The 20,541-nt window shown below is 70.2% G+C and carries 18 protein-coding genes; 9 read left to right on the forward strand and 9 right to left on the reverse strand.

Features of this window, described 5'->3' with window-relative positions; all coding sequences use genetic code 11:
* The first annotated feature begins 74 nt into the window (after positions 1 to 74).
* Entirely contained in the window at positions 75 to 854 is a 780-nt protein-coding gene (gene cysE, locus LCHO_RS06090; RefSeq protein ID WP_012346251.1) for a serine O-acetyltransferase, read from the forward strand.
* Here the strand turns inward: cysE and mog are convergent.
* Together mog and yjgA are read right to left on the reverse strand one after the other, a co-directional pair.
* On the reverse strand, positions 847 to 1,467 hold the full coding sequence (gene mog, locus LCHO_RS06095) for a molybdopterin adenylyltransferase (protein ID WP_012346252.1): 621 nt from the start codon (positions 1,465 to 1,467) through the stop codon (positions 847 to 849). The genes cysE and mog overlap by 8 nt on opposite strands.
* A complete protein-coding gene (gene yjgA / locus LCHO_RS06100; RefSeq protein WP_012346253.1) occupies positions 1,460 to 2,113 on the reverse strand; it encodes a ribosome biogenesis factor YjgA in 654 nt (217 codons plus the stop codon). The genes mog and yjgA overlap by 8 nt, the downstream gene beginning before the upstream one ends.
* A gap of 204 nt (positions 2,114 to 2,317) precedes the next feature.
* Here yjgA and pmbA point away from each other — a divergent pair, with 204 nt between their 5' ends.
* The 4 genes from pmbA to LCHO_RS06120 all read left to right on the forward strand — a co-directional run bounded on the left by pmbA (position 2,318) and on the right by LCHO_RS06120 (position 6,800).
* A complete protein-coding gene (gene pmbA, locus LCHO_RS06105) occupies positions 2,318 to 3,742 on the forward strand; it encodes a metalloprotease PmbA (RefSeq protein WP_012346254.1) in 1,425 nt (474 codons plus the stop codon).
* Positions 3,743 to 3,861: 119 nt separating this feature from the next.
* Positions 3,862 to 4,944, forward strand: coding sequence for a TRAP transporter substrate-binding protein (locus LCHO_RS06110; protein ID WP_012346255.1), 1,083 nt, complete (start codon positions 3,862 to 3,864; stop codon positions 4,942 to 4,944).
* Between the two features lie 111 nt (positions 4,945 to 5,055).
* Entirely contained in the window at positions 5,056 to 5,976 is a 921-nt protein-coding gene (locus LCHO_RS06115; protein ID WP_012346256.1) for a DMT family transporter, read from the forward strand.
* Positions 5,977 to 6,008: 32 nt separating this feature from the next.
* Entirely contained in the window at positions 6,009 to 6,800 is a 792-nt protein-coding gene (locus LCHO_RS06120; RefSeq protein ID WP_012346257.1) for an SDR family oxidoreductase, read from the forward strand.
* A 27-nt stretch (positions 6,801 to 6,827) separates the two neighbouring features.
* Here LCHO_RS06120 and LCHO_RS06125 read toward each other — a convergent pair whose 3' ends face one another.
* On the reverse strand, positions 6,828 to 7,781 hold the full coding sequence (locus LCHO_RS06125) for a DMT family transporter (protein WP_012346258.1): 954 nt from the start codon (positions 7,779 to 7,781) through the stop codon (positions 6,828 to 6,830).
* A gap of 163 nt (positions 7,782 to 7,944) precedes the next feature.
* Between LCHO_RS06125 and LCHO_RS06130 the strand changes: the two genes are divergently transcribed.
* The 4 genes from LCHO_RS06130 (at position 7,945) to LCHO_RS06145 (ending at position 13,603) form a co-directional block, all read left to right on the forward strand.
* Positions 7,945 to 8,928, forward strand: coding sequence for a quinone oxidoreductase family protein (locus tag LCHO_RS06130; RefSeq protein ID WP_012346259.1), 984 nt, complete (start codon positions 7,945 to 7,947; stop codon positions 8,926 to 8,928).
* A gap of 107 nt (positions 8,929 to 9,035) precedes the next feature.
* Positions 9,036 to 11,027, forward strand: a complete 1,992-nt coding sequence (locus tag LCHO_RS06135) for a TonB-dependent receptor plug domain-containing protein (protein WP_083772685.1) — start codon at positions 9,036 to 9,038, stop codon at positions 11,025 to 11,027.
* A 9-nt stretch (positions 11,028 to 11,036) separates the two neighbouring features.
* A complete protein-coding gene (locus tag LCHO_RS06140) occupies positions 11,037 to 11,606 on the forward strand; it encodes a YfiR family protein (protein WP_223210510.1) in 570 nt (189 codons plus the stop codon).
* A gap of 56 nt (positions 11,607 to 11,662) precedes the next feature.
* The gene (locus LCHO_RS06145; protein WP_050757297.1) at positions 11,663 to 13,603 is read left to right on the forward strand and encodes a putative bifunctional diguanylate cyclase/phosphodiesterase; all 1,941 of its coding nucleotides are present in this window, start codon (positions 11,663 to 11,665) and stop codon (positions 13,601 to 13,603) included.
* Between the two features lie 15 nt (positions 13,604 to 13,618).
* Here LCHO_RS06145 and LCHO_RS06150 read toward each other — a convergent pair whose 3' ends face one another.
* From LCHO_RS06150 to LCHO_RS06175, 6 genes are all read right to left on the reverse strand, one after another.
* The gene (locus LCHO_RS06150) at positions 13,619 to 13,924 is read right to left on the reverse strand and encodes a putative signal transducing protein (protein ID WP_012346263.1); all 306 of its coding nucleotides are present in this window, start codon (positions 13,922 to 13,924) and stop codon (positions 13,619 to 13,621) included.
* A gap of 10 nt (positions 13,925 to 13,934) precedes the next feature.
* On the reverse strand, positions 13,935 to 14,804 hold the full coding sequence (locus LCHO_RS06155; protein WP_012346264.1) for a DUF2189 domain-containing protein: 870 nt from the start codon (positions 14,802 to 14,804) through the stop codon (positions 13,935 to 13,937).
* An 87-nt stretch (positions 14,805 to 14,891) separates the two neighbouring features.
* A complete protein-coding gene (lspA, locus tag LCHO_RS06160; RefSeq protein WP_012346265.1) occupies positions 14,892 to 15,404 on the reverse strand; it encodes a signal peptidase II in 513 nt (170 codons plus the stop codon).
* 50 nt (positions 15,405 to 15,454) lie between these two features.
* Entirely contained in the window at positions 15,455 to 16,342 is an 888-nt protein-coding gene (locus LCHO_RS06165; protein ID WP_012346266.1) for an aldo/keto reductase, read from the reverse strand.
* Between the two features lie 47 nt (positions 16,343 to 16,389).
* Positions 16,390 to 19,260 carry an isoleucine--tRNA ligase gene (gene ileS, locus LCHO_RS06170; RefSeq protein ID WP_223210542.1) on the reverse strand — a complete coding sequence of 957 codons (2,871 nt, stop codon included), beginning with the start codon at positions 19,258 to 19,260 and terminating at the stop codon, positions 16,390 to 16,392.
* Between the two features lie 238 nt (positions 19,261 to 19,498).
* On the reverse strand, positions 19,499 to 20,536 hold the full coding sequence (locus LCHO_RS06175) for a bifunctional riboflavin kinase/FAD synthetase (RefSeq protein WP_012346268.1): 1,038 nt from the start codon (positions 20,534 to 20,536) through the stop codon (positions 19,499 to 19,501).
* Positions 20,537 to 20,541: the final 5 nt, after the last annotated feature.

Consider the following 20,541-nt stretch of genomic DNA (forward strand, 5'->3'; position numbering starts at 1 on the left):
CCGCACGGCCCGATTGCCTGCAGTGCCGGAAGCGAGCCCCTACACTGGACCGAGCTGTTTGAGGCGAGGCCACCATGTTCGAGCGACTCAGAGAAGACATCGATTGCATCCTGGCGCGCGATCCTGCCGCCAAGTCGCGGTTCGAGGTCGCCACCTGTTACCCGGGCCTGCACGCCTTGTGGATCCAGCGCTTCGCGCATGCCTGCTGGGTGCGCGGATTCAAGTGGCTGGGGCGCTTCGTCTCGCACATCGGCCGCTTCGCCACCGGCATCGAGATCCACCCCGGCGCCACTTTCGGCCGGCGCGTCTTCATCGACCACGGCATGGGCGTGGTGATCGGCGAGATGGCCGAGATCGGCGACGACTGCACCATCTACCAGGGCGTGACGCTGGGCGGCACCTCGCTGGTGAAGGGCGCCAAGCGTCATCCGACGCTCGAGAACGGCGTCATCGTCGGCGCCCACGCCTGCGTGCTGGGCGGCTTCACGGTGGGTGCGGGCGCGCGGGTCGGCTCGGGCGCGGTGGTCACCAAGCCGGTGCCGGCGGGCGCCACGGCGGTCGGCAACCCGGCCCGCATCATCCAGGCCACAGCCGACGCGCAGCGCGAGGAGGCCGCGGCCAAGATGGGTTTCTCCGCCTACGGTGTCACGCAGGGCGACGACCCGGTGGCGCAGGCGATGAAGGGCCTGATCGACAACGCCTCGGGCCACGAGCACCAGATCGCGCTGCTCTGGCAGGCGATCGAGAAGCTCTCCGGCCGGGCCCGCGAGCTGCCCGGCGACGAATGCGTGCCGCAGGACGCGCACACCACCGAGAACTTCGACGCCGACCGGCTCAGCCGACTCGTCAAGTAGCCGGGTTCCGGCGCGCCGGCCGCTGCGCCGACTTGGGCCGGAAGGCCTTGATCACCTCGTCGCGCGTTTCCAGGTACGGCCCGCCGATCAGGTCGATGCAATACGGCACCGCGGCGAAGATGCCGGGGCAGGGCGGCGTGGCATTGGGCAGACCCTCGAGCGTTTCGGCGATCGACTTCGGCTGGCCGGGCAGGTTCAGGATCAGCGCCTGGCTGCGCACCACCGCCACCTGGCGCGACAGGATCGCGGTCGGCACGAAACGCAGGCTGATCTGGCGCATCTGCTCGCCGAAACCCGGCATCACCTTGTGCGCCACCGCCAGCGTGGCCTCGGGCGTGACGTCGCGCAGCGCCGGGCCGGTGCCGCCGGTGGTCAGCACCAGGCTGCAGGCCTCGTCGTCGACCAGTTCGCGCAAGGCGGCGCTGATGCCGGCTTCTTCATCCGGGATCAGGCGTGTCACCCAGGTGATCGGGTTGAGCAGCGCGCGCGCCAGCCATTCCTGCAGCGCCGGCAGGCCCTTGTCGACGTAGACCCCGGCGCTGGCGCGGTCGCTGACCGAGACCAGGCCGATGCGCACCGGCTCGATGGGGTTGTCCTGGCTGGCGTCACTCATCCTCGTCTCCTTCGTCGCCCTCGGCTTCGGTGGCCGCGCGTTCGGCCGCCGCGAGCGTGCTGCGCACATGCTGGAACAGATCGCGGTAGGCCCGGCCCTTGCGCTCGGTCGGGCCGTCGTGCGGCAGCGCCACGTGGGCCTGCTCTTCCTTGCGGGCGTTGCGGATCAGCGCGCGCAGCGCCTGGCTGTCGGTCTGCGGGTGGGCGGCCAGCCATTCGGTCAGCGCGCCGTCGTCGCGCACCAGACGGTCGCGCCAGCGTTCGGCCTCGTGCAGCGCCAGCGTCTCGCGTGCGCCAGGCACGCGGAACGACGCCACCGCCTCGCGCAGCGGCTCCGGGTCGATCAATCGCATGATCTTGCCGACGTACTGCAACTGCCGGCGCTTGCCTTCGTGCGAGCGGGTGCGGCGCATCTCCTCGAGCGCATCGCGCAGCCGCTCGGGCATGTCGATCGCGGCCAGGCGCTGCGGCGGCAGCTCCAGCAGGTCGCGGCCGAGGGCCTGCAGATCGTGCGATTCCTTCTTCAGCCGGGTCTTGCTGGGGCGCTCGCCTTCGTCGCCGAACGCGTCCGCGTGGTCGCCGCTGTCGCCGTTGTCGCGGGGGTCGGGATGGCCCGACTCGGGGTCTGGAATGTCTTGGGGTCGCATGGTGAGTGGGGCGGCGCGCCCGGCCGTAAGGGCGGCGCGCCGGCCTGAAAGCTGCGCAGGGGTGCGACGGCTATGATACGAGCGACCCTTTCAAAGGCCCTTTTGCAGACCCGGGCGCAGCCCTGCCGAGCGGCCCTCAGGCCGCCTCCAGACGCACCGGGCAGCCACTTTCGCGGCCCCGTCCGCGAGCCACCCCGAGCGTCCATGACCACCCTCGACAGCGCCGCTTCTTCGTCCTCGTCCTCGTCCGCGTCGACGTCCAACACCACTTCGAGCCAGGGTTTCGCCTACAGCCGCGAGCAGTTCCAGCAACTGGTCGAAGACTCGCTGGCGCTGGCCCGCGAGCTCGGTGCCAGCGACGCCGGTGTCGAGGTCTCCGAAGGCGCCGGACTGTCGGTGTCGGTGCGCAAGGGCGAGATCGAGAACGTCGAGCGCAACCGCGACAAGGCGATCGGCGTGACGGTCTACATCGGCCAGCGCCGCGGCAACGCCAGCACCTCCGATTTCGCCCCCGCCGCCTTGCGCCAGACCGTGCAGGCGGCCTACGACATCGCCCGCTTCACCGCCGAGGACAGCGCCGCCGGCCTGCCCGACGCCGCCGACCTGGCGCTGGGTGACGCCGCGGTGCGTGACCTCGGGCTGTTCCATCCTTGGGCGATCGACGCCCAGACCGCCAGCGAGATCGCGCTGCGCTGCGAGGCCGCGGCGCTGTCGGTCGACAAGCGCATCACCAATTCCGAGGGCGCGGCGGTGTCGGCCCAGCAGTCGCACTTCTTTGCCGGCAACAGCCGTGGTTTCCGCGGCGGCTATTCGAGTTCGCGCCATTCGCTGTCGGTCTCGCCGATCGCCGGGCGCGGCCGCGACATGCAGCGCGACGCCTGGTACAGCTCGATGCGCGATGCGCTCGACCTGAGCTCGCCCGAATCGGTCGGCCGCTACGCCGCCGAGCGGGCGCTGTCGCGCCTGAAGTCGCGCAAGATCAAGACCTGCGAGGTGCCGGTGCTGTTCGAGGCGCCGGTGGCCGCCGGCCTGCTGGGTGCCTACGTCAACGGCACCAGCGGCGGCTCGCTCTACCGCAAGGCGAGCTTCCTGCAGGACAGCCTCGGCCAGGCGATCTTCCCGAGCCACATCGACGTGCGCGAGGATCCGCACATCCCCAAGGGCAAGGGCAGCGCGCCGTTCGACGACGAAGGCGTGCTGACGCGCGCGCGCACCGTGGTCGAGGCCGGCGTCACGCTCGGTTATTTCCTGTCGAGCTATTCGGCGCGCAAGCTCGGCATGCACACCACCGGCCACGCCGGCGGCTCGCAGAACCTGACGCTGACCAGCCGCCTGACGCGTCGCGGCGACGACCTGCCGGCGATGCTGCGCAAGCTGCACCGCGGCCTGTTCGTGGTCGAGCTGATGGGCCAGGGCGTCAACTACGTGACGGGCGACTACTCGCGTGGCGCGGCGGGTTTCTGGGTCGAGAACGGCGAGATCGCCTTCCCGGTCGAGGAGATCACCATCGCCGGCAATCTGCGCGACATGCTGGCCCGGATCGTCGCGGTCGGCGCCGACACCTACAACGCCGGCAGCAAGACGATGGGCTCGGTGCTGGTCGAGCGCATGACCATCGCCGGGCACTGAGCCGTTGCACTTTCACCTACGCAGTCTTGCGCAGGGGAAAGCACCCGGCCGGGTGGCCGATGGTGTTTTCTAGAATCATTCGATACGTTCCCCCCCCCGACAGGATCAGGAGTCTTTGCATGCAACGTCGTTCCTTCGTTCGCCAGGCCGGTATCGCCGGTGTTCTCGCCGCGGGTGCCGCACCGGCAATCGTCAATGCGCAAGCCAACATCCGCTGGCGCCTGGCGTCGAGCTTCCCGAAGTCGCTGGACACCATCTACGGCGCCGCCGACGAGTTCTCCAAGAAGGTGTCCGAGCTGTCGGGCGGCAAGTTCCAGATCTCGGTGCACAGCGGCGGTGAGCTGATGCCCGCGTTCGGCGTGGTCGACGGCGTCCAGAACGGCACGGTCGAGGTGGCGCACACGGTGCCCTATTACTTCTTCGGCAAGGACGAGACCTTCGCGCTCGGCGCTTGCGTGCCGTTCGGCCTCAACAGCCGTCAGATGACCGCCTGGATGCTCGAAGGCAACGGCCTGAAGCTGATGCGCGAGTTCTACGCGCAATACAACATGATCAACTTCCTGGGCGGCAACACCGGCGCCCAGATGGGCGGCTGGTTCCGCAAGCCGCTGACCTCGATGGCCGACATGAAGGGCCTGAAGTTCCGCATCGGCGGTTTCGCCGGCAAGGTGCTCGAGCGCCTGGGCGGCGTGCCGCAGAACATCCCCGGTGGCGAGATCTACCAGGCGCTCGAAAAGGGCACCATCGACGCGGCCGAATGGATCGGCCCCTATGACGACCAGAAGCTCGGCTTCAACAAGGTGGCGCCTCACTACGCCTATCCGGCCTGGTGGGAAGGCGGCCCGCAGATCGACTTCTTCATCAACCAGAAGGCCTACGGCGCACTGACGCCCGAGTACAAGGCCATCATCGAAGCCGCTTCGATGTACGCACACGTCGACATGCAGGCCAAGTACGACGGCAAGAACCCGGTAGCGCTCAAGCAGCTGGTGGCCGGCGGCAGCAAGCTGTTCCGCACGCCCAAGGACATCATGGACGCGGCCTTCAAGGAATCGCAGGCCCTGTACAGCGAGCTGTCGGCCAAGAACCCGAACTGGAAGAAGGTCTACACCGACTTCGCCAAGTTCCGCGCCGAGCAGAACCTGTGGTTCCGCTTTGCCGAAGCCGGCTTCGACGACTTCATGCAGCAGCAGAAGCTGTAATCGTTGCGCCACCGTCCGGGCTGCAGGCCCGGGCGGAGCCCGACCCGAGACCCCGTGCGGCCCGTTGACGGCTTCACGGGGTCATTTTTTTGCCTGCCTAGAATCGGTCGCATGAGTTCTTCCGCCGTGGCCCCGTTGCCGATTCCCGTCGCCCCGCGCCTGTGGCCGGGGCTGGCGTTCGCGCTGATCGGCTCGGTGGCGTTCTCGGGCAAGGCCATCATCGTCAAGCTGGCCTACCGGCACGGGGTCGACGCGATCACCTTGCTGATGCTGCGCATGCTGTTCGCGCTGCCGCTGTTCGTCGGCCTGGCGTGGTGGGCCGGGCGTGGCAAGCCGGCGCTGACGCGGCGTGACCGGCTGACCGTGCTGGGCCTGGGTTTCTCGGGCTACTACCTGGCGAGCTTTCTCGACTTTGCCGGCCTGGCCTACATCAGCGCCAGCCTCGAGCGCCTGATCCTGTATCTCAACCCGACGCTGGTGCTGCTGCTCGGGCTGGTGCTGTTGCGCCGCCCGATCGGTGCGCGTCAGCTGATCGCGCTGGCGGTCAGCTATGCCGGCGTGCTGGCGGTGTTCGGCCAGGAGCTCAAGCTGCAGGGCGACCACGTGATGCTGGGCACCGCGCTGGTGTTCGGCAGCGCGGTCAGTTATGCGGTCTACCTGCTCTACAGCGGCGAAGAGGTCAAGCGCCTGGGCGCCTTGCGGCTGACCGGGCTGGCGACCACGGTGGCCTGCCTGCTGTGCATCGGCCAGTTCGTGCTGCTGCGTCCGCTCGGCAGCCTGGCTGCGGTGGCGCCCGAGGTGCTGTGGCTGTCGCTGCTCAACGCCACCGCCTGCACCTTCGCGCCGGTGATCCTGGTGATGCTGGGCATCGAGCGGCTCGGTGCCGCGCTGGCGGCGCAGTGCGGCCTGGTCGGGCCGATGAGCACGATCCTGATGGGCATCGTGATCCTCGGCGAGCCGTTCACGCCGTGGCTCGCGGTGGGCACGCTGCTGGTGTTCACGGGTGTATGGCTGCTGGCGCGCTGGCGCTGAGCCGGGTTTTCGAATCGAAGGATGAACGGATCATGGATCTCGGCATTGCAGGCAGATGGGCGCTGGTGTGCGGCGCGAGCAAGGGCTTGGGCTTGGGTTGCGCGCAGGCGCTGGCCGCCGAAGGCGTCAACCTGGTGATCACCGCCCGCAACGAGGCCGCGCTGCAGCACAGCGCCGCCGAATTGCGCCAGCGCCACCCGGCCGCACTGCAGGTCCGCACGGTGGTGGGCGACATCACCACGCCCGAGGGCCGCGCCGATGCGCTGGCGGCCTGTCCGCAGGTCGACATCCTGGTCACCAACGCCGGCGGTCCGCCGACCGGCGATTTCCGCGACTGGGACCGCGAGGCCTGGCTGCGGGCGCTCGATGCCAACATGCTCACGCCGATCGAGCTGATGCGCGCCACCGTCGACGCGATGGCCGCGCGCGGCTACGGCCGCGTCATCAACATCACCTCGGCCGCGGTGAAGGCGCCGATCGACATCCTCGGCCTGTCCAACGGCGCGCGCAGCGGCCTGACCGGTTTCGTCGCCGGACTGGCGCGCCAGCCGCAGCTGGCGCAGAACGACGTCACGATCAACAACCTGATGCCGGGCGCTTTCGATACCGACCGGCTGCGCGCCACCTTCGACGGCGCCGCGGCCAAGACGGGGCGCACCGTCGAGGCCTTGCGCGGGGCTCGCGCGCAGGCCATCCCGGCACGGCGCTTCGGCCGGCCCGACGAGTTCGGCGCCTACTGCGCCTTCCTGTGCAGCCCGATGGCCGGCTACATCACCGGCCAGAACCTGCTGATCGACGGCGGCGCCTACCCCGGCACGTTCTGAACCGGGCCGGTGTCGCCCGGCGACGCGTCAGCGCCGCGACGACACCAGGATGCCGGCCACGATCAGCGCGAAGGCCGCGCCGTGGTAGAGGTGCGGCGCCTCGCCCAGCAGCGCGGTCGACATCAGGGCGGCGAACAGCGGCGTGAGGTTGGCAAACACGCCGGCGGTGGCCGGCCCGGCCAGCGCCACCGCGCGACCCCAGAAGCCGTAGGCGAGCAGCGACGGGCCGATCACGATGTAGGCGATCGCCACCCCGACCCACGGCGTCCATTGCGGCTGGCGCGGCGTCAGCACGGCCTCGAGCCCGGCGGCGCTGCCGGCCCACAGCAGGCCGAACAGCGTCTGCACGAGCAGGAACTCGGCCCAGTTCCAGGGCCGCGGGGCGCCCTGTGTTTGCGGCCCGCCCGGCACCATCGGGCGGGCCGATCCCTGCATCGACGGCGGCGGTCGCACCAGCAGCCAGCTGTAGCCGGCCCAGCTGGCCGAGGCCATCAGCATGTAGAGGTCGCCCTGCACGAAGTGCACGTCGGCCAGCGCGGCCGGGTTGCCGCGGCTGAGCACCGTGGCCACGCCGGCCAGCGACAGCGCCGCGCCCGCCACCTGCTGCCAGCGCGGGTGCTCGCGAAAGAACAGCACCCCGACCAGCAGCATCCACAGCGGCATGCTGGCGGCGATCAGCGTCACGTTGATCGGCGTCGAGGTGGTCAGCGCCAGGTACTGCAGCGCGTTGTAGGCGCCCACGCCGAGCAGGCCGATCAGGCCCAGATAGCGCCAGCGCGAGACCACCTCGCGGCGCTGCTGCGCGCTGGCGATGGCGCGCCAGCCCAGCACCAGCAGCACCAGCAGCACCACCGCCCAGCGCACCGCGTTGAGCAGCAGCGGCGGCACCAGCGGCACCGTCAGCCGCCCGACCACCGCGTTGCCGGCCCACAGCAGCGGCGGCACGGTGAGCAGCAGGATCAGTCGCGGGGTCAGGGTCATGGTGGCGCAGGGCAGACGAAAGGTCGGGCATCGTAGCCAAGCCGCGCGGCCTTTGCTGCGGTGCGTGCAACGCCGCCACGTTCTGCGCCGGCCATGGGCATCGCTTATGCTGATCGCCCGGTCGGGCCAGCCTTTGCGCCCGAGCAATCCAGGAGATGAACAGATGACACGTGCGATCCAGATCCAGCAGTTCGGCGGCCCCGAGGTGATGCAGCTGGTCGACCTGACGGTGGGCGAGCCCGGCCCGGGCGAGGTGCGCATCCGCCACCACGCCGCCGGGCTGAACTTCATCGACGTCTACCAGCGCACCGGCCTCTATCCGAACGCCCTGCCGCTGGCGCTGGGCATGGAAGGCGCGGGCATCGTCGAGATGGTGGGCGAGGGTGTCACCCACCTGCAGGAAGGCGACCGCGTCGCCTACGCCAGCCAGCCGCCCGGCAGCTACTGCGAGGCGCGCGTGATGCCGGCCAAGTGCGTGGTGCAACTGCCCGACGGCATCGATTTCGAGACCGGCGCGGCCATGATGCTCAAGGGCCTGACGGTGCAGTACCTGCTGCGCAGCACCCAGCCGCAGGGCGGGCTGAAGCCCGGCGACACGATCCTGTTCCACGCCGCCGCCGGCGGTGTCGGCCTGATCGCCTGCCAGTGGGCGCGCGCGATGGGCCTGAACCTGATCGGCACCGCCGGCAGCCCCGAGAAGTGCGCGCTCGCGCTCGAGATGGGCGCCAGCCACGCCATCAACTACCGAACCGAAGACTTCGTGGCCCGCGTCAAGGAGATCACCGGCGGACGCGGCGTCAAGGCGGTCTACGACTCGATCGGCCGCGACACCTTCGCGGGCTCGCTCGACTGTCTGGCGCCGTTCGGCCTGCTGGCCGTCTACGGCAACGCCTCGGGGCCGGTGGATGCGTTCAACCTCGGCCTGCTGGCCGCCAAGGGCTCGCTGTACGTGACGCGGCCCACGCTGTTCACCCACATCGCCACCCGCGAGCGCACCCAGGAGATGGCCGACGACCTGTTCGGCATGGTCGCCAGCGGCGCGGTCCGGATCCGCATCGACCAGCGTTACGCGCTGGCCGACGTGGCGCAGGCGCACCGTGATCTCGAAGCGCGCAAGACCACCGGTTGCAGCGTCCTGACGCTCTGAGGCCGGGGCCGGCCCGTCAAGTTCGTCCAGGACCTGCCGATGACAGGAGCGAGGGGGTGCCGCGTGTCTGATGCGCGGTGATCCGCCTCACCCACCGGCACAGGCCCATGATGAAGCGCACTCACAAGACCCTTCGAATCCCCATCGGCGCCTGCCTTCTGTCCTTGCTCTGCGCGAGCCTGCCGGCGCTCGGCAACGAGGCCAGCGCCGAACTCGCCGAACTGCCCCTCGATGCCCTGCTCGACATGCCGGTGACCGGTGCCTCGCGTTTCGTGCAGCGGCGCAGCCAGGCCGCCTCGGCGGTGACGGTGATCACGCGCGAGGAAATCCGCGCCTTCGGCTACCGCACCCTGAGCGAGGCGCTCGGCGGCGTGCGTGGCGTGACCGTGGCCACCGATCGCACCTACGACTACCTCGGCGTGCGCGGCTTCCTGGCCAGCGGCGACTTCAACACCCGGGTGCTGCTGCTGATCGATGGCAACCGCATCAACGACGGTCTCTACGACCAGGCCTTCATCGGCGGCGAGTTTCCGCTTGACCTGGAGGCGGTCGAGCGCATCGAGTTCGTGCCCGGCCAGGGCTCGGCGGTCTACGGCGCCAATGCGCTGTTCGGCGTCATCAACGTGATCACGCGCGAGTCGAGCCGCGACGGCAGCGGCCGGGCCTCGGTGGCGCTGGGCAGCGCCGGCGAGCGTACGCTGAAGGCGGCCCTGAACGCGCCGCTGCCCGGCGGCGGCCTGCAGCTGATGGCGTCGCGCCGGGTCAGCGCGGGCGAACCGTACTTCGATGCCGCGCAGGTGGGCGTCGGCGCCGGCGACGGCTGGTCGCGCGGCACCGACGGCGAGCAGCGCAGCGCCGCCTACCTGCGCTGGGACCGGGGCGGCCTGGCGCTCAGCGTGCTGCATGCCGAGCGGCTCAAGGGCACGCCGGCCACCGTCGGGCTGATCTACGGCGACCCGCGCAACAGCTACCGCGACAGCTACAGCCAGGTCAACCTCGAAAACGTCTGGACGCTCGACGCGGCGACCGCCGTGATCGCGCGGGCCTACCTCGGCCAATATCACTTCGTCGGCAACTACCTGCTGGACTACCCGCCGCCGACCCTCAACCGCGACGTCGGTGACGGCCACTGGCGGGGCCTGGAGGCGCGCATCACGTCGACGCGCGCAGACGGCCATCGGCTGGTGGCGGGTGTCGACGCGCAGGTCATGAACCGCCTCGCGCAAGGCAATTTCGACGTCGACCCGGCCGGCACGGTCTACCTCGACGACGCCCGCCGCGCCCGGCGCACGGCGATCTACCTCGAGGACCAGATGACGCTGTCGCCCACCTGGTCGCTGCACCTGGGCGCGCGCGCCGATCAGGTGTCGGGCATGGCCACGCAGCTCAATCCGCGGCTGGGCCTGATCCATCAGCCCGGCGCATCCTGGACCTTCAAGGCGATCCACGGCCGCGCCTTCCGGCCGCCCAATGTCTACGAGGCCCATTACGCCGTCGACACCCCGGCGGGTTACGTCGGCAATCCGGCGCTCGACGGCGAGCGGGTGCGCGGCGACGAGCTGATCGCCGAATGGCGGCCGCAGGCGGCGTGGCGGCTGTCGGGCTCGTACTACCGCAACCAGACCCGCCGGATGCTGCTGCTCGGCTACGACGCGGCCGCCGACCGCTACCGCTTCGACAACGCCGGCACGCAGGATCTGCGCGGTGCCGAGATCGAGCTCGAACACGCACGAGGCGCGGCGCGCTATCGCCTCAACTACAGCCTGAGCCGCCCGTCGCGCGCCGGTGCCGGCGCGGCCGAACTCGGTTATCCGCAGCACATGCTCAAGGGCAGCGCGATGCTGCCGCTGCCGCACGACTGGGTCGTCGGGCTCGAGTTCCAGGCGCAGAGCCGGCGCGGCGCGGCGCCCGGTGCGGCCCAGGCCCACCTGGCCCTGCACGGCCACTGGTCGGCGATCGGCGCCGATCTGGCGCTGGGTGCACGCAACCTTTTCGACCGTCAGCTGTTCGATCCCGGTGCCGACGCGCTCCGCCAGCCCGTGATCGCCGTGCCCGGTCGCCGCTGGCGGGTCGAAGCCAGCTGGCCGCTGGGCCGCTGAAGCCTGATCGTGAGCCTTGCCGTGCGCCTGCAACCCTGGTCCCGCCTGAGCCTGCGCTTGCGCCTGGGCCCGCTCGTGGCCGCGCTGCTGCTGGGCGTCGGTGCATGCCGGCCCGCGCTGGCGCTGGACGCCCATCCGCTCAAGGCCGCGGTGGTGTTCAACCTGCTGGGTTTCGTGCAATGGCCCGGCGAATCCGATCTGCCGCCGATGACGCCCCTGCGCCTGTGTGCCGAGCGCGGCGGCCCGCTGTGGCCCCATCTGCTGGCCTTGAACGACCGCGTCGTGCGGCAGTTCCGGCTCGTGCTGCGCGAGCTGCCGGGCGCCGACAACGGCCCGCCCTGCGACGTCCTGCTGGTCGAGCGCGAGGGCGGTGCGCGTCGCCTGCCGGCGCGCACCGGGCCGCCGTCGCCGGTGCTGCTGATCGGCGATGCCGAGGGCGGCGCCGAGCCGGGTGTCGTGATCGCGCTGCAGATGCGCGGCGACCGCGTGGCGTTCGACATCGACCTGGCCGCCGCGCGGCGCAGCAGCCTGCAGGTCAGCTCCAAGCTCCTGCGCCTGGCCCGCAGCGTGCGCGAATGAACGCCCACGCCGACTGCCACCTCTCACCGACGCCGCCACCGAACCTGGCTCCACCGATGCCCGTCCCATCGCCCAAGCTGCTGCCGTCGTCGACGCTCGACACCCGGACCAGCCTCGCCTCGCGCCTGACCCGCCTGGCGCTGATCGCCGCCGGGCTGGCGCTCGCGGTGGCCGGCGTGCTGCTCAACGTGGCGCTGTATTTCCAGGCCCGCGACACGCTGGTCGACGACACCGTCGCCCAGGCGCGCGTGATCGCCGTCAGCTCGACCGCCGCACTGGTGTTCGGCGATGCGGCGGCGGCGGCCGAAATCCTCGGCAGCCTGAGCAACGTGCGCTCGATCGACCGCGCCACGCTGTTCGACCGCACCGGCGCCGTGCTGTCGGAGCACCACCTGCACGGTCCGGTGGTGCATGCCCGGTCCGAGTCCATGCCGGTCCATGTGGCCGATTACCTGTTGCGTGACGACTGGCTCAGCGTGCTCGAGCCGGTCATCCACGGTGGCGCCGCGGTCGGTCAGGTGCGCGTCGAGGTGCCGATGCGCCCGCTCTACCTGAAGGCGGCGGCCACCGCCGGCGTCACCGCCTTGTGCGCGGCCGTCGCGCTGCTGCTGGCGTACCTGTTCGCCGTCGGCGTGCGGCGCGACGTGCGCCGCATCGAGCGGCGCATGCGCGACCTCGCCTATGTCGACACCGTCACCGGCCTGTTCAACCGTAACGCGGCGGGCGAGCACCTGGCCGAGTCCGTGCGCGCCGGGCAGGCCGGCGGCGAAGGCTTCTCGGTGGTGACGATCGACATCGACGACTTCAAGAAGATCAACGACACGCTCGGCCATGCCGCCGGTGACGCGCTGCTGTGCGAGGTGGCGCGGCGCCTGACCGGCGCGCTGTCGCCGAGCGCACGGGCCTACCGGTTCGGCGGCGACGAGTTCGTCATCGTCTGCCCCGACCCGAACGGTTTTCGCGACCCCGACTGTTATGGCCACCGGATCGGCGAGGCGCTCGGCGGTGCCTTCCTGCTCGACGGCCGCCTGCTGCACCTGGGCGGCAGCGTCGGCGTGGCGCGATTCCCGATCGACGGCAGCAGCGCCAGCGAGGTCCTGCGAGCCTCCGACCTGGCGATGTACCGCGCCAAGGCCAACGGCAAGAACCAGGTGGTGGTGTTCGACGCCCACCTGCGCGCGGCCTCCGAGCAGAGCCTGCGCATCGAGTCCGAGCTGTGGCTGGCGCTCGAGCGCGGCGAGCTGCGGCTGTTCTACCAGCCGATCGTCGAGCTCGCCAGCGGCCGCACCGTCGGCGCCGAGGCGCTGGTGCGCTGGCAGCACCCGCAGCGCGGCCTGCTCGGCCCGGCCGACTTCATCGACGTGGCCGAGAGCACCGGCCTGGTCGTGCCGCTGGGCGGCTGGGTGCTGGCCGAAGCCGCCCGTCAGCTGGCGCGCTGGGATGCCGACGGTCTGGCGCCGATGCAGATGGCGGTCAACGTGTCGGCCCGCCAGCTCGGCGGCGACGTGCTGCTGCAGCAGTACCGCAGCGCCGTCGATGCCGCCGGCTGTGCGCCGCAGCGCCTGGAGATCGAGCTCACCGAGCACACCCTGGTCGACAACGTCGACGTCAACCTGCGCCTGCTCAACCGGCTGCGCGACTGGGGCGTGTCGATCGCGATCGACGACTTCGGCACCGGGCTGTCGTCGCTGGCCTACCTGAAGCACCTGCCGGTCAACAAGCTCAAGATCGACCGCAGCTTCGTCGACGGCCTGCCGGGCGATGCGGGCGACCACGCCATCGTCAGCGCCGCGGTGTCGATGGCGCACGCGCTGGGCATGCAGGTGGTGGCCGAAGGGGTCGAGACGCGCGCGCAGGCCGACGTGCTGTGCGGCCTGCATGCCAGCCTGGCGCAGGGCTGGCTGTTCGGTCGGCCGGTCGACGCGCAGGCCTTTGCGCAGCGCCTGCGCGACCAGGACGCGGCGCAGTCGCCGCTGTCGATCTGCACCGCCGCCTAGGCGCGCGGCGCTCGATCAGTCAGGCCGCAGCGCGCCGCAGCGCCAGCATTGTTCGAACGGACCTTCGATCAGCTCGTCGCAGGCCGCGCACACCCAGCGCAGCATCGGCGGGTGTCGATACGCCTCCAGCAGCGCGCGCGCCTGCTCGACCTGCGCGGCGTCGTCGACCCACAGCTCGGGCTGGCTCTGGTCGGGCGGGATCTCGCCGGCGATGCTGCTGGCGAAGGCGCGCTGCACGTGGCAGCCGATGCCTGAGCCGGTCAGCATGTCGCACCACAGCGTGGCGAGCGCCAGGTTGGGGGCGGTGGTCAGGCGCTGCATCGGCGGGCCGTCAGTCGATGCGGGTCACCGCGGCGCGGTAGGCGTGCCAGCTGGCGTGGCCGAGCACCGGCCCGACCACCATCAGCCCGGCGAACCACGGCAGCATCGCCAGCGCCACCAGCGCCGTGATCAGCGCGCCCCAGAACAGCAGCACGCCGGTCTGCGTCAGCACCAGGCGCAGGCTGGTCAGGCCGGCGGTGATGGCGTCGACCTGGGCGTCGAGCATCATCGGGATGCTGACCACGCTGACCGAGAAGATGATCACCGCGAACGCCGAGCCGACCGCCATCCAGGCGATGATGAACTCGATGTTCTCGGGGTTGAACAGCGCCATCAGCGAGCCCTTGAAGTCGGGCATGCCGTCGAAGCTGAGCGCGAAGATCACCAGCGTCGAGCGGGCCCAGACCATCTCCAGCACCAGCAGCACGAAGCCGAAGATCGCCATCTGGCCGATGTGCTCGTCCCAGGCGGTGAGCGAGTCGCCCAGGTCGGGCCGTTCGCCGCGTTCGAGCCGCTGGCTGACCTGGTACATGCCCATGCACATGAACGGCCCGACCAGCAGGAAACCGCCCGACAGCGCCAGCGTCCAGGCCGGCGCGTGCTCGAACACCGTCATCAGCGCCCAGCCCATCGCCACGAAACACGCGCCGTAGAAGGTGCCGATGCCGGGGTGGCGCAGGTAGTCGCGCCAGCCCAGCATCAGCCAGCGCAGCGGGTCGCCCCAGCTCAGCGTGTTGAGCTCGTAGCGGCTGCGCGACGGCGGGCTGGCCGGCTGCGCGGGGGGCGTGCCGGCCGGGTCGCGGCCGGGCTCGGGCGGCTGCGCGGGATCGTCGATGCCCGCCATCAGGGTGGCGGTGCCGATCGAGTTTGCTGGGGTCATGCGGGTCTCTCCATCCGATGCCCGACACGGTAGGTCAGGCGCGCGGTGTTGACCAGCCGGCCATACCCGGGTTGACCGGGCGGGCGTTCAGCTGCGCCGCACGCGCCCGATCTCGTCGAGGATCAGCCCGATCGCGCCGGCCGTGATGGCGCAGTCGGCCACGTTGAAGGACGGGAAGTAGCCGCCCGGAAAGATCGGCGCGAGGAAGTCCCAATGGAACTGCAGGAAGTCGACCACGTAGCCGTGCCAGGCGCGGTCGATCACGTTGCCGATCGCACCGCCCAGCAGCATCGACACCGAGAAGGCGAACAGCTTCTGGCTGGCGTGCGATCGGAGCAGCCAGATGAACATGCCCGACGCGGCGATGCCCAGCGTGATGAAGAACCAGCGCTGCCAGCCCGCGGCGTCGGCCAGGAAGCTGAACGCCGCGCCGGTGTTGTGCACCCGCACCAGGTTGAAGTAGCCCGTCAGCGTGACGCTGTCGCCGTAGGCGAAGCGCGCGACGATCAGCACCTTGGTGAGCTGGTCGGCCACGATGACCAGCAGGGCCAGCATCAGCCAGGTCGTCAGGCTGATGGATGAACGGGACTTGGAGCGCATCGGTGTGGGTCTGTCGATCTGTCGATCTGTGGGCCGGTGTGGCGGGGGTTTCAGGGGACTTCGTGGCCTTCGGCCAGGGTCCAGAGCTCGAACCAGGTCTGGCGGTCGATGCGCACCTTGAAGGCGTCGTTGACGCGTTGGATGCGCTCGATCCGGTTGGTGCCGATCACCGGCAGGATGCCCGCCGGATGCGCCAGCAGCCAGGCCAGCGCCACCGCGTCGGTCATCACGCCGTGTTCGGCGGCGATGCGCTGCAGGGCGGGCTGCAGGCGCTGCACGGCCGGGCTGGCCGCGTCGCCCTGCGCCATCAGCGCGCCGCCACCCAGCGGCGACCAGGCCATCGGCCGCACGCGGTGCTGCTGCAGGAAGGCCAGCTGCCCGTCGGTGAAGGCGCTGCGCGCCAGCAGGCCCAGCTCGATCTGGTTGGTGACCAGCGGCGTGCGCATGCGCGACTGCAGCAGCTGCCAGTCGGCCGGGCTGAAGTTCGACACGCCCACCGCCGCCACCTTGCCACCTGCGACCAGCTGGTCGAGGCAGGCGCCGGTGGCACCCGCATCCATGAACGGATCGGGGCGGTGCAGCAGCAGCAGGTCGATGCGCTCGACGCCCAGGCGCTCCAGCGAGCGCTCCACCGACGCGCGGATGTGCGCCGGCGAGGTGTCGTAGTGCTTGACCCGCCGCTCGGGGAACTGGCCCGACAGCAGCAGGATGTCGCACTTGGTGATGACCTGGATCTGCGCGCGCAGATCCGGCCGGGCGCGCAGCGCGGCGCCGAACAGCGCCTCGCAGCGGTAGTCGCCGTAGATGTCGGCGTGGTCGAAGGTGCTGATGCCCTGGTCGAGACAGGCCTGGATCTTGGCGGCCACGTGCGCCGGGCTGGTGTCGGCATCGTCACCGATGCGCCAGGCGCCGTAGACCAGCCGGCTGAAGGCCGGCATGGAGGCATCCGGCGAGGGATGCAGCTGGACGCTCGGGCACTTCATGCTCAGGCCACCGTGCGCAGTTCGCCGTCGCCGTGCAGGTTGCTGACGCAGCGAGCGCAGATCGTCGGATGCGCCGCATCGCTGCCGACGTCGTCGCGGTAATGCCAGCAACGCTCGCACTTGACCGCCGTGCTCGGCGCGACCGTGATCGCCAGCTCGGCGCCGTCCTCGACCGTCACGGCCGAGGTGATGGTGACGAACTTCAGGTCGTCGCCCAGCGAGCGCAGCAGGGCCGCGTCTTCCGCGTTGGCCGTGATCGCCAGCGTGGCCTGCAGCGACGAGCCGACCTGGCCGGCGGTGCGCACGGTCTCGATCTCCTTGTTGGCAGCGTCGCGGATCGCGCGGATGCGCGCCCACTTGGCCAGCAGCGCGGCATCGGGAGCGTCGAAGGTCGAGAAGGTCTCGGTGAAGATCGAGCCGCTGCTCTGGCCGGCGGCAAAGATCGCCCACGCCTCTTCGGCCGTGAAGCTCAGGAACGGCGCCATCCAGCGCAGCATCGCGTGCGTGATCTGGTGCAGCGCGGTCTGCGCCGAGCGACGTGCCAGGCTCTTGGGCGCGCTGGTGTAGAGGCGGTCCTTGAGCACGTCGAGGTAGAACGCGCCCAGGTCCTCGGAGCAGAACACCTGCAGCTTCGACACCACCGGGTGGAACTCGTAGACCTCGAAGTGCGCCAGGATCTCGGCCTGCAGTTCGGCCGTGCGCGCCAGCGCGTAGCGGTCGATCTCCAGCAGCTGGTCGGCCGGCACCGTGTCAACCGCCGGATCGAAGTCCGAGCTGTTGGCCATCAGGAAACGCAACGTGTTGCGGATGCGTCGATACGCATCGACCACGCGGGCCAGGATCTTGTCGTCGATGTTGAGGTCGCCCGAGTAGTCGGTGCTGGCCACCCACAGGCGCACGATCTCGGCGCCGAGCTTGCTCGTGATGGTCTGCGGTTCGACCGTGTTGCCCAGGCTCTTGCTCATCTTGCGGCCCTGGCCGTCGGTGGCAAAACCGTGGGTCAGCAGGCCGCGGTAGGGCGCGCGGTCTTCGAGCGCGCAGGCCAGCAGCAGCGAGCTGTGGAACCAGCCGCGGTGCTGGTCGTGGCCTTCGAGGTAGAGGTCGGCCTCGGGGCCTTGATCGTGGAACGGCGCGCGGTCGTAGGCGTGGGCGTGGCTGCCACGCAGCACGTGGCGGAAGGTCGAGCCCGAGTCGAACCAGACCTCGAGGATGTCGGTGCTCTTGGTGTAGTGCACCGCGTCTTCTGCGCCCAGGATCTGCTCGGGTGTCACGCGGCTCCAGGCCTCGATGCCACCGGATTCGACGATGGCCGCGGCCTGGTCGAGGATGGCCATCGTGCGCGGGTGCAGCTCGCCCGAATCCTTGTGCAGGAAAAACGGCACCGGCACGCCCCACGAACGCTGGCGGCTGATGCACCAGTCGGGCCGGTTGGCGATCATGTCGCGCAGGCGGGTGCGGCCGTTTTCGGGGTAGAAGCTGGTCTGGTCGATGGCGTCGAGCGCGAGCTGGCGCAGCGTCTTCGGTGCCTTGTCGGTCGTGAAGACACCGTCGCCCTCGTCCATGCGCACGAACCACTGCGCGGCGGCGCGGTAGATCACCGGCGTCTTGTGGCGCCAGCAGTGCGGGTAGCTGTGGACGATGCCTTGCGTGGCCATCAGGCGGTCGCTCTGGCCCAGCACCTCGATGACCCGCTCGCAGGCCTTCCAGATGTGCTGGCCGCCGAAGAACGGCAGCTCGTCGGCGTAGACGCCGTTGCCGTGCACCGGATTGAGGATGTCGTCGACCTTCAGGCCGTGCGCGACGCAGCTGTTGAAGTCGTCCACGCCGTAGGCCGGTGCCGAGTGCACGATGCCGGTGCCGTCGCCGGCGGTGACGTAGTCGGCCAGGTACAGCGGGCTCTTGCGGCGGTAGCTGTACGCACCGCCTTCTTCGGCCGTCACCGTGTCGTGCAACGGGTGGCGGAACACCAGCCCCTTGAGCGCCGCGCCCGGGGCGGTGGCGATCACGCTGCCGTCGAGCTTGTAGCGCTCCAGGCACTTGGCGACCAGCTCCTCGGCCAGCAGCAGCACGCCGCGCGGCGTGTCGACCAGCGCGTAGGTCAGCTCGGGGTGGGCGTTCAGCGCCTGGTTGGCGGGGATGGTCCAGGCGGTGGTGGTCCAGATCACCGCGAAGGCTTTCTTGGCGCCATCGCCCGGCAGCTGCGACAGACCGAAGGCAGCAGCCAGCGCGGCGGCGTCATCGGCCTCGAAGGCGACGTCGAGCGTGTCGCTCTTCTTGTCGGCGTATTCGATCTCGAACTCGGCCAGCGACGAGCCGCAGTCGAAGCACCAGTACACCGGCTTCAAGCCGCGGTAGACGAAGCCACGTTCGATCACGCGCTTGAAGGCGCGGATCTCGCCGGCCTCGTTGGCGAAGTCCATCGTGCGATACGGGCGCTCCCAGTCGCCCAGCACGCCCAGGCGCTTGAAGTCCTCGCGCTGCTGGTTGATCTGTTCGGTGGCGTAGGCGCGGCTCTTGGCCTGCATGTCGTCGCGGCTCAACTTGCGGCCGTGCAGCTTCTCGATCGCGTTCTCGATCGGCAGGCCGTGGCAATCCCAGCCGGGGATGTACTGCGCGTCGAAGCCGGCCAGCTGCTTGGACTTGACGATCATGTCCTTGAGCACCTTGTTGAGCGCATGGCCGATGTGCAGGCGGCCGTTGGCATACGGCGGGCCGTCGTGCAGCACGAACAGCGGCGCGTCGCGACGCGCCACGCGCAGGCGCTGGTACAGGCCCCCGCTTGTTCCATCATCACCCGGTGCATTCCATTGTTCGACCCAGCCCGGCTCGCGCTTGGGCAGGTCGCCGCGCATCGGGAACGCCGTGTCGGGCATGTTCAGCGTGGCGCGGTAGGCGCCGCCGCCGCTGTCAGCACCCTCGGCAGCGGATTTGCCGGCCGGCTTGTCCTGGTTCTTGCGGGCAGGCTTGCCGGCGGTCTGGGCGTCGTTCGGATGATTCATCGCGGCTCGCGCCGCTTCGGGCGCGCTCACAGCAAAACAGAGGGGCGGCCCGGTCAGGCCGAAGAGGCAGCCGACGGCCGGCGTGGCCGTCGGGAGGCAGACGCACGACGCGTCAAATTCGATCGCGGGTGGTCTGCCGGCGTTCGGCGGCGTGGCCGGCCGCGGCGATGCGTTCGAAATAGGCGCGGGCGTTGGCGATGTCCTGGCCGATCGCGGCGGTCAGGGCATCCAGGCCGTCGTAACGGGCCTCGTCGCGCAGTTTGCAGAGCAGTTCCACGCGCGCAATTTTACCGTAGCCCCCTTCGGCGCCGAGTTGTGCCGGCCAGTCGAAGCAGAAGGTCTCGAGCAGCACCCGGCCGGCGTCTTCCACCGTGGGCCGCACGCCCAGGCTGGCGACACCTTCGAGCGGCTGCTCGGTCAGGCCCGAAACGCGCACCGCGTAGATGCCGTTGGCGGCGGGCTTGCCGTGGGTGAAGCGCACGTTCAGGGTCCGGAAACCGTCGGCCGCGCCGATCGTCGTTTCGCCCAGCGAGCGCCCGAGCTTGCGGCCGTGCACCACATGGCCGCTGATGCTGTACGGCCGGCCGAGCAGCTCGGCCACGCGCGCCATGTCGCCACCGGTCAGCGCCTCGCGCACCGCCGAGCTCGACACCCGCGTGCCGTGCACCTCGTAGCTCATCATGCGGGCGACGTCGAAACCGGCGGCACTGCCGGCCGCGTCGAGCATCGCGTAGTCCCCGGCACGCTTGGCGCCGAAGCAGAAGTCGTCGCCGACCAGCACGTAGCGCGCGCCCAGGCCCTGCACCAGCACCTCGTCGATGAAGGCCTGCGGCGACAGCGCCGCAAAACGCGCGTCGAAGCGCATCAGCACCACCTGGTCGACGCCGCAGCGTTCGAGCTCGCCGAGCTTGTCGCGCAGCGTCGCGATGCGGGCCGGCGCCAGGCCGGGCTTGCCGCTGACAGTGGCAAAAAAATCGCGCGGATGCGGCTCGAAGCTCAGCACGCAGCTCGGCAGCCCGCGATGCCGGGCCTCGTTCTGGAGCAGCGCCAGCATGGCCTGATGACCGCGGTGCACGCCGTCGAAATTGCCGATGGTGAGCGCGCACGCCGCGGCCAGGCCGGGATGGTGGTAACCGCGAAAGACTTGCATGGGCG

This window comes from Leptothrix cholodnii SP-6, assembly GCF_000019785.1.
In the GTDB taxonomy this organism is placed as follows: Bacteria; Pseudomonadota; Gammaproteobacteria; order Burkholderiales; family Burkholderiaceae_C; genus Sphaerotilus; species Sphaerotilus cholodnii.

Bases quoted from the DNA above. Each gene is read 5' to 3' on its own strand.
- cysE (WP_012346251.1), top strand. From the start codon at position 75: ATGTTCGAGCGACTCAGAGAAGACATCGATTGCATCCTGGCGCGCGAT.
- mog (WP_012346252.1), bottom strand. From the start codon at position 1,467: ATGAGTGACGCCAGCCAGGACAACCCCATCGAGCCGGTGCGCATCGGC.
- yjgA (WP_012346253.1), bottom strand. From the start codon at position 2,113: ATGCGACCCCAAGACATTCCAGACCCCGAGTCGGGCCATCCCGACCCC.
- pmbA (WP_012346254.1), top strand. From the start codon at position 2,318: ATGACCACCCTCGACAGCGCCGCTTCTTCGTCCTCGTCCTCGTCCGCG.
- LCHO_RS06110 (WP_012346255.1), top strand. From the start codon at position 3,862: ATGCAACGTCGTTCCTTCGTTCGCCAGGCCGGTATCGCCGGTGTTCTC.
- LCHO_RS06115 (WP_012346256.1), top strand. From the start codon at position 5,056: ATGAGTTCTTCCGCCGTGGCCCCGTTGCCGATTCCCGTCGCCCCGCGC.
- LCHO_RS06120 (WP_012346257.1), top strand. From the start codon at position 6,009: ATGGATCTCGGCATTGCAGGCAGATGGGCGCTGGTGTGCGGCGCGAGC.
- LCHO_RS06125 (WP_012346258.1), bottom strand. From the start codon at position 7,781: ATGACCCTGACCCCGCGACTGATCCTGCTGCTCACCGTGCCGCCGCTG.
- LCHO_RS06130 (WP_012346259.1), top strand. From the start codon at position 7,945: ATGACACGTGCGATCCAGATCCAGCAGTTCGGCGGCCCCGAGGTGATG.
- LCHO_RS06135 (WP_083772685.1), top strand. From the start codon at position 9,036: ATGATGAAGCGCACTCACAAGACCCTTCGAATCCCCATCGGCGCCTGC.
- LCHO_RS06145 (WP_050757297.1), top strand. From the start codon at position 11,663: ATGCCCGTCCCATCGCCCAAGCTGCTGCCGTCGTCGACGCTCGACACC.
- LCHO_RS06150 (WP_012346263.1), bottom strand. From the start codon at position 13,924: ATGCAGCGCCTGACCACCGCCCCCAACCTGGCGCTCGCCACGCTGTGG.
- LCHO_RS06155 (WP_012346264.1), bottom strand. From the start codon at position 14,804: ATGACCCCAGCAAACTCGATCGGCACCGCCACCCTGATGGCGGGCATC.
- lspA (WP_012346265.1), bottom strand. From the start codon at position 15,404: ATGCGCTCCAAGTCCCGTTCATCCATCAGCCTGACGACCTGGCTGATG.
- LCHO_RS06165 (WP_012346266.1), bottom strand. From the start codon at position 16,342: ATGCCGGCCTTCAGCCGGCTGGTCTACGGCGCCTGGCGCATCGGTGAC.
- ileS (WP_223210542.1), bottom strand. From the start codon at position 19,260: ATGCCCGACACGGCGTTCCCGATGCGCGGCGACCTGCCCAAGCGCGAG.
- LCHO_RS06175 (WP_012346268.1), bottom strand. From the start codon at position 20,536: ATGCAAGTCTTTCGCGGTTACCACCATCCCGGCCTGGCCGCGGCGTGC.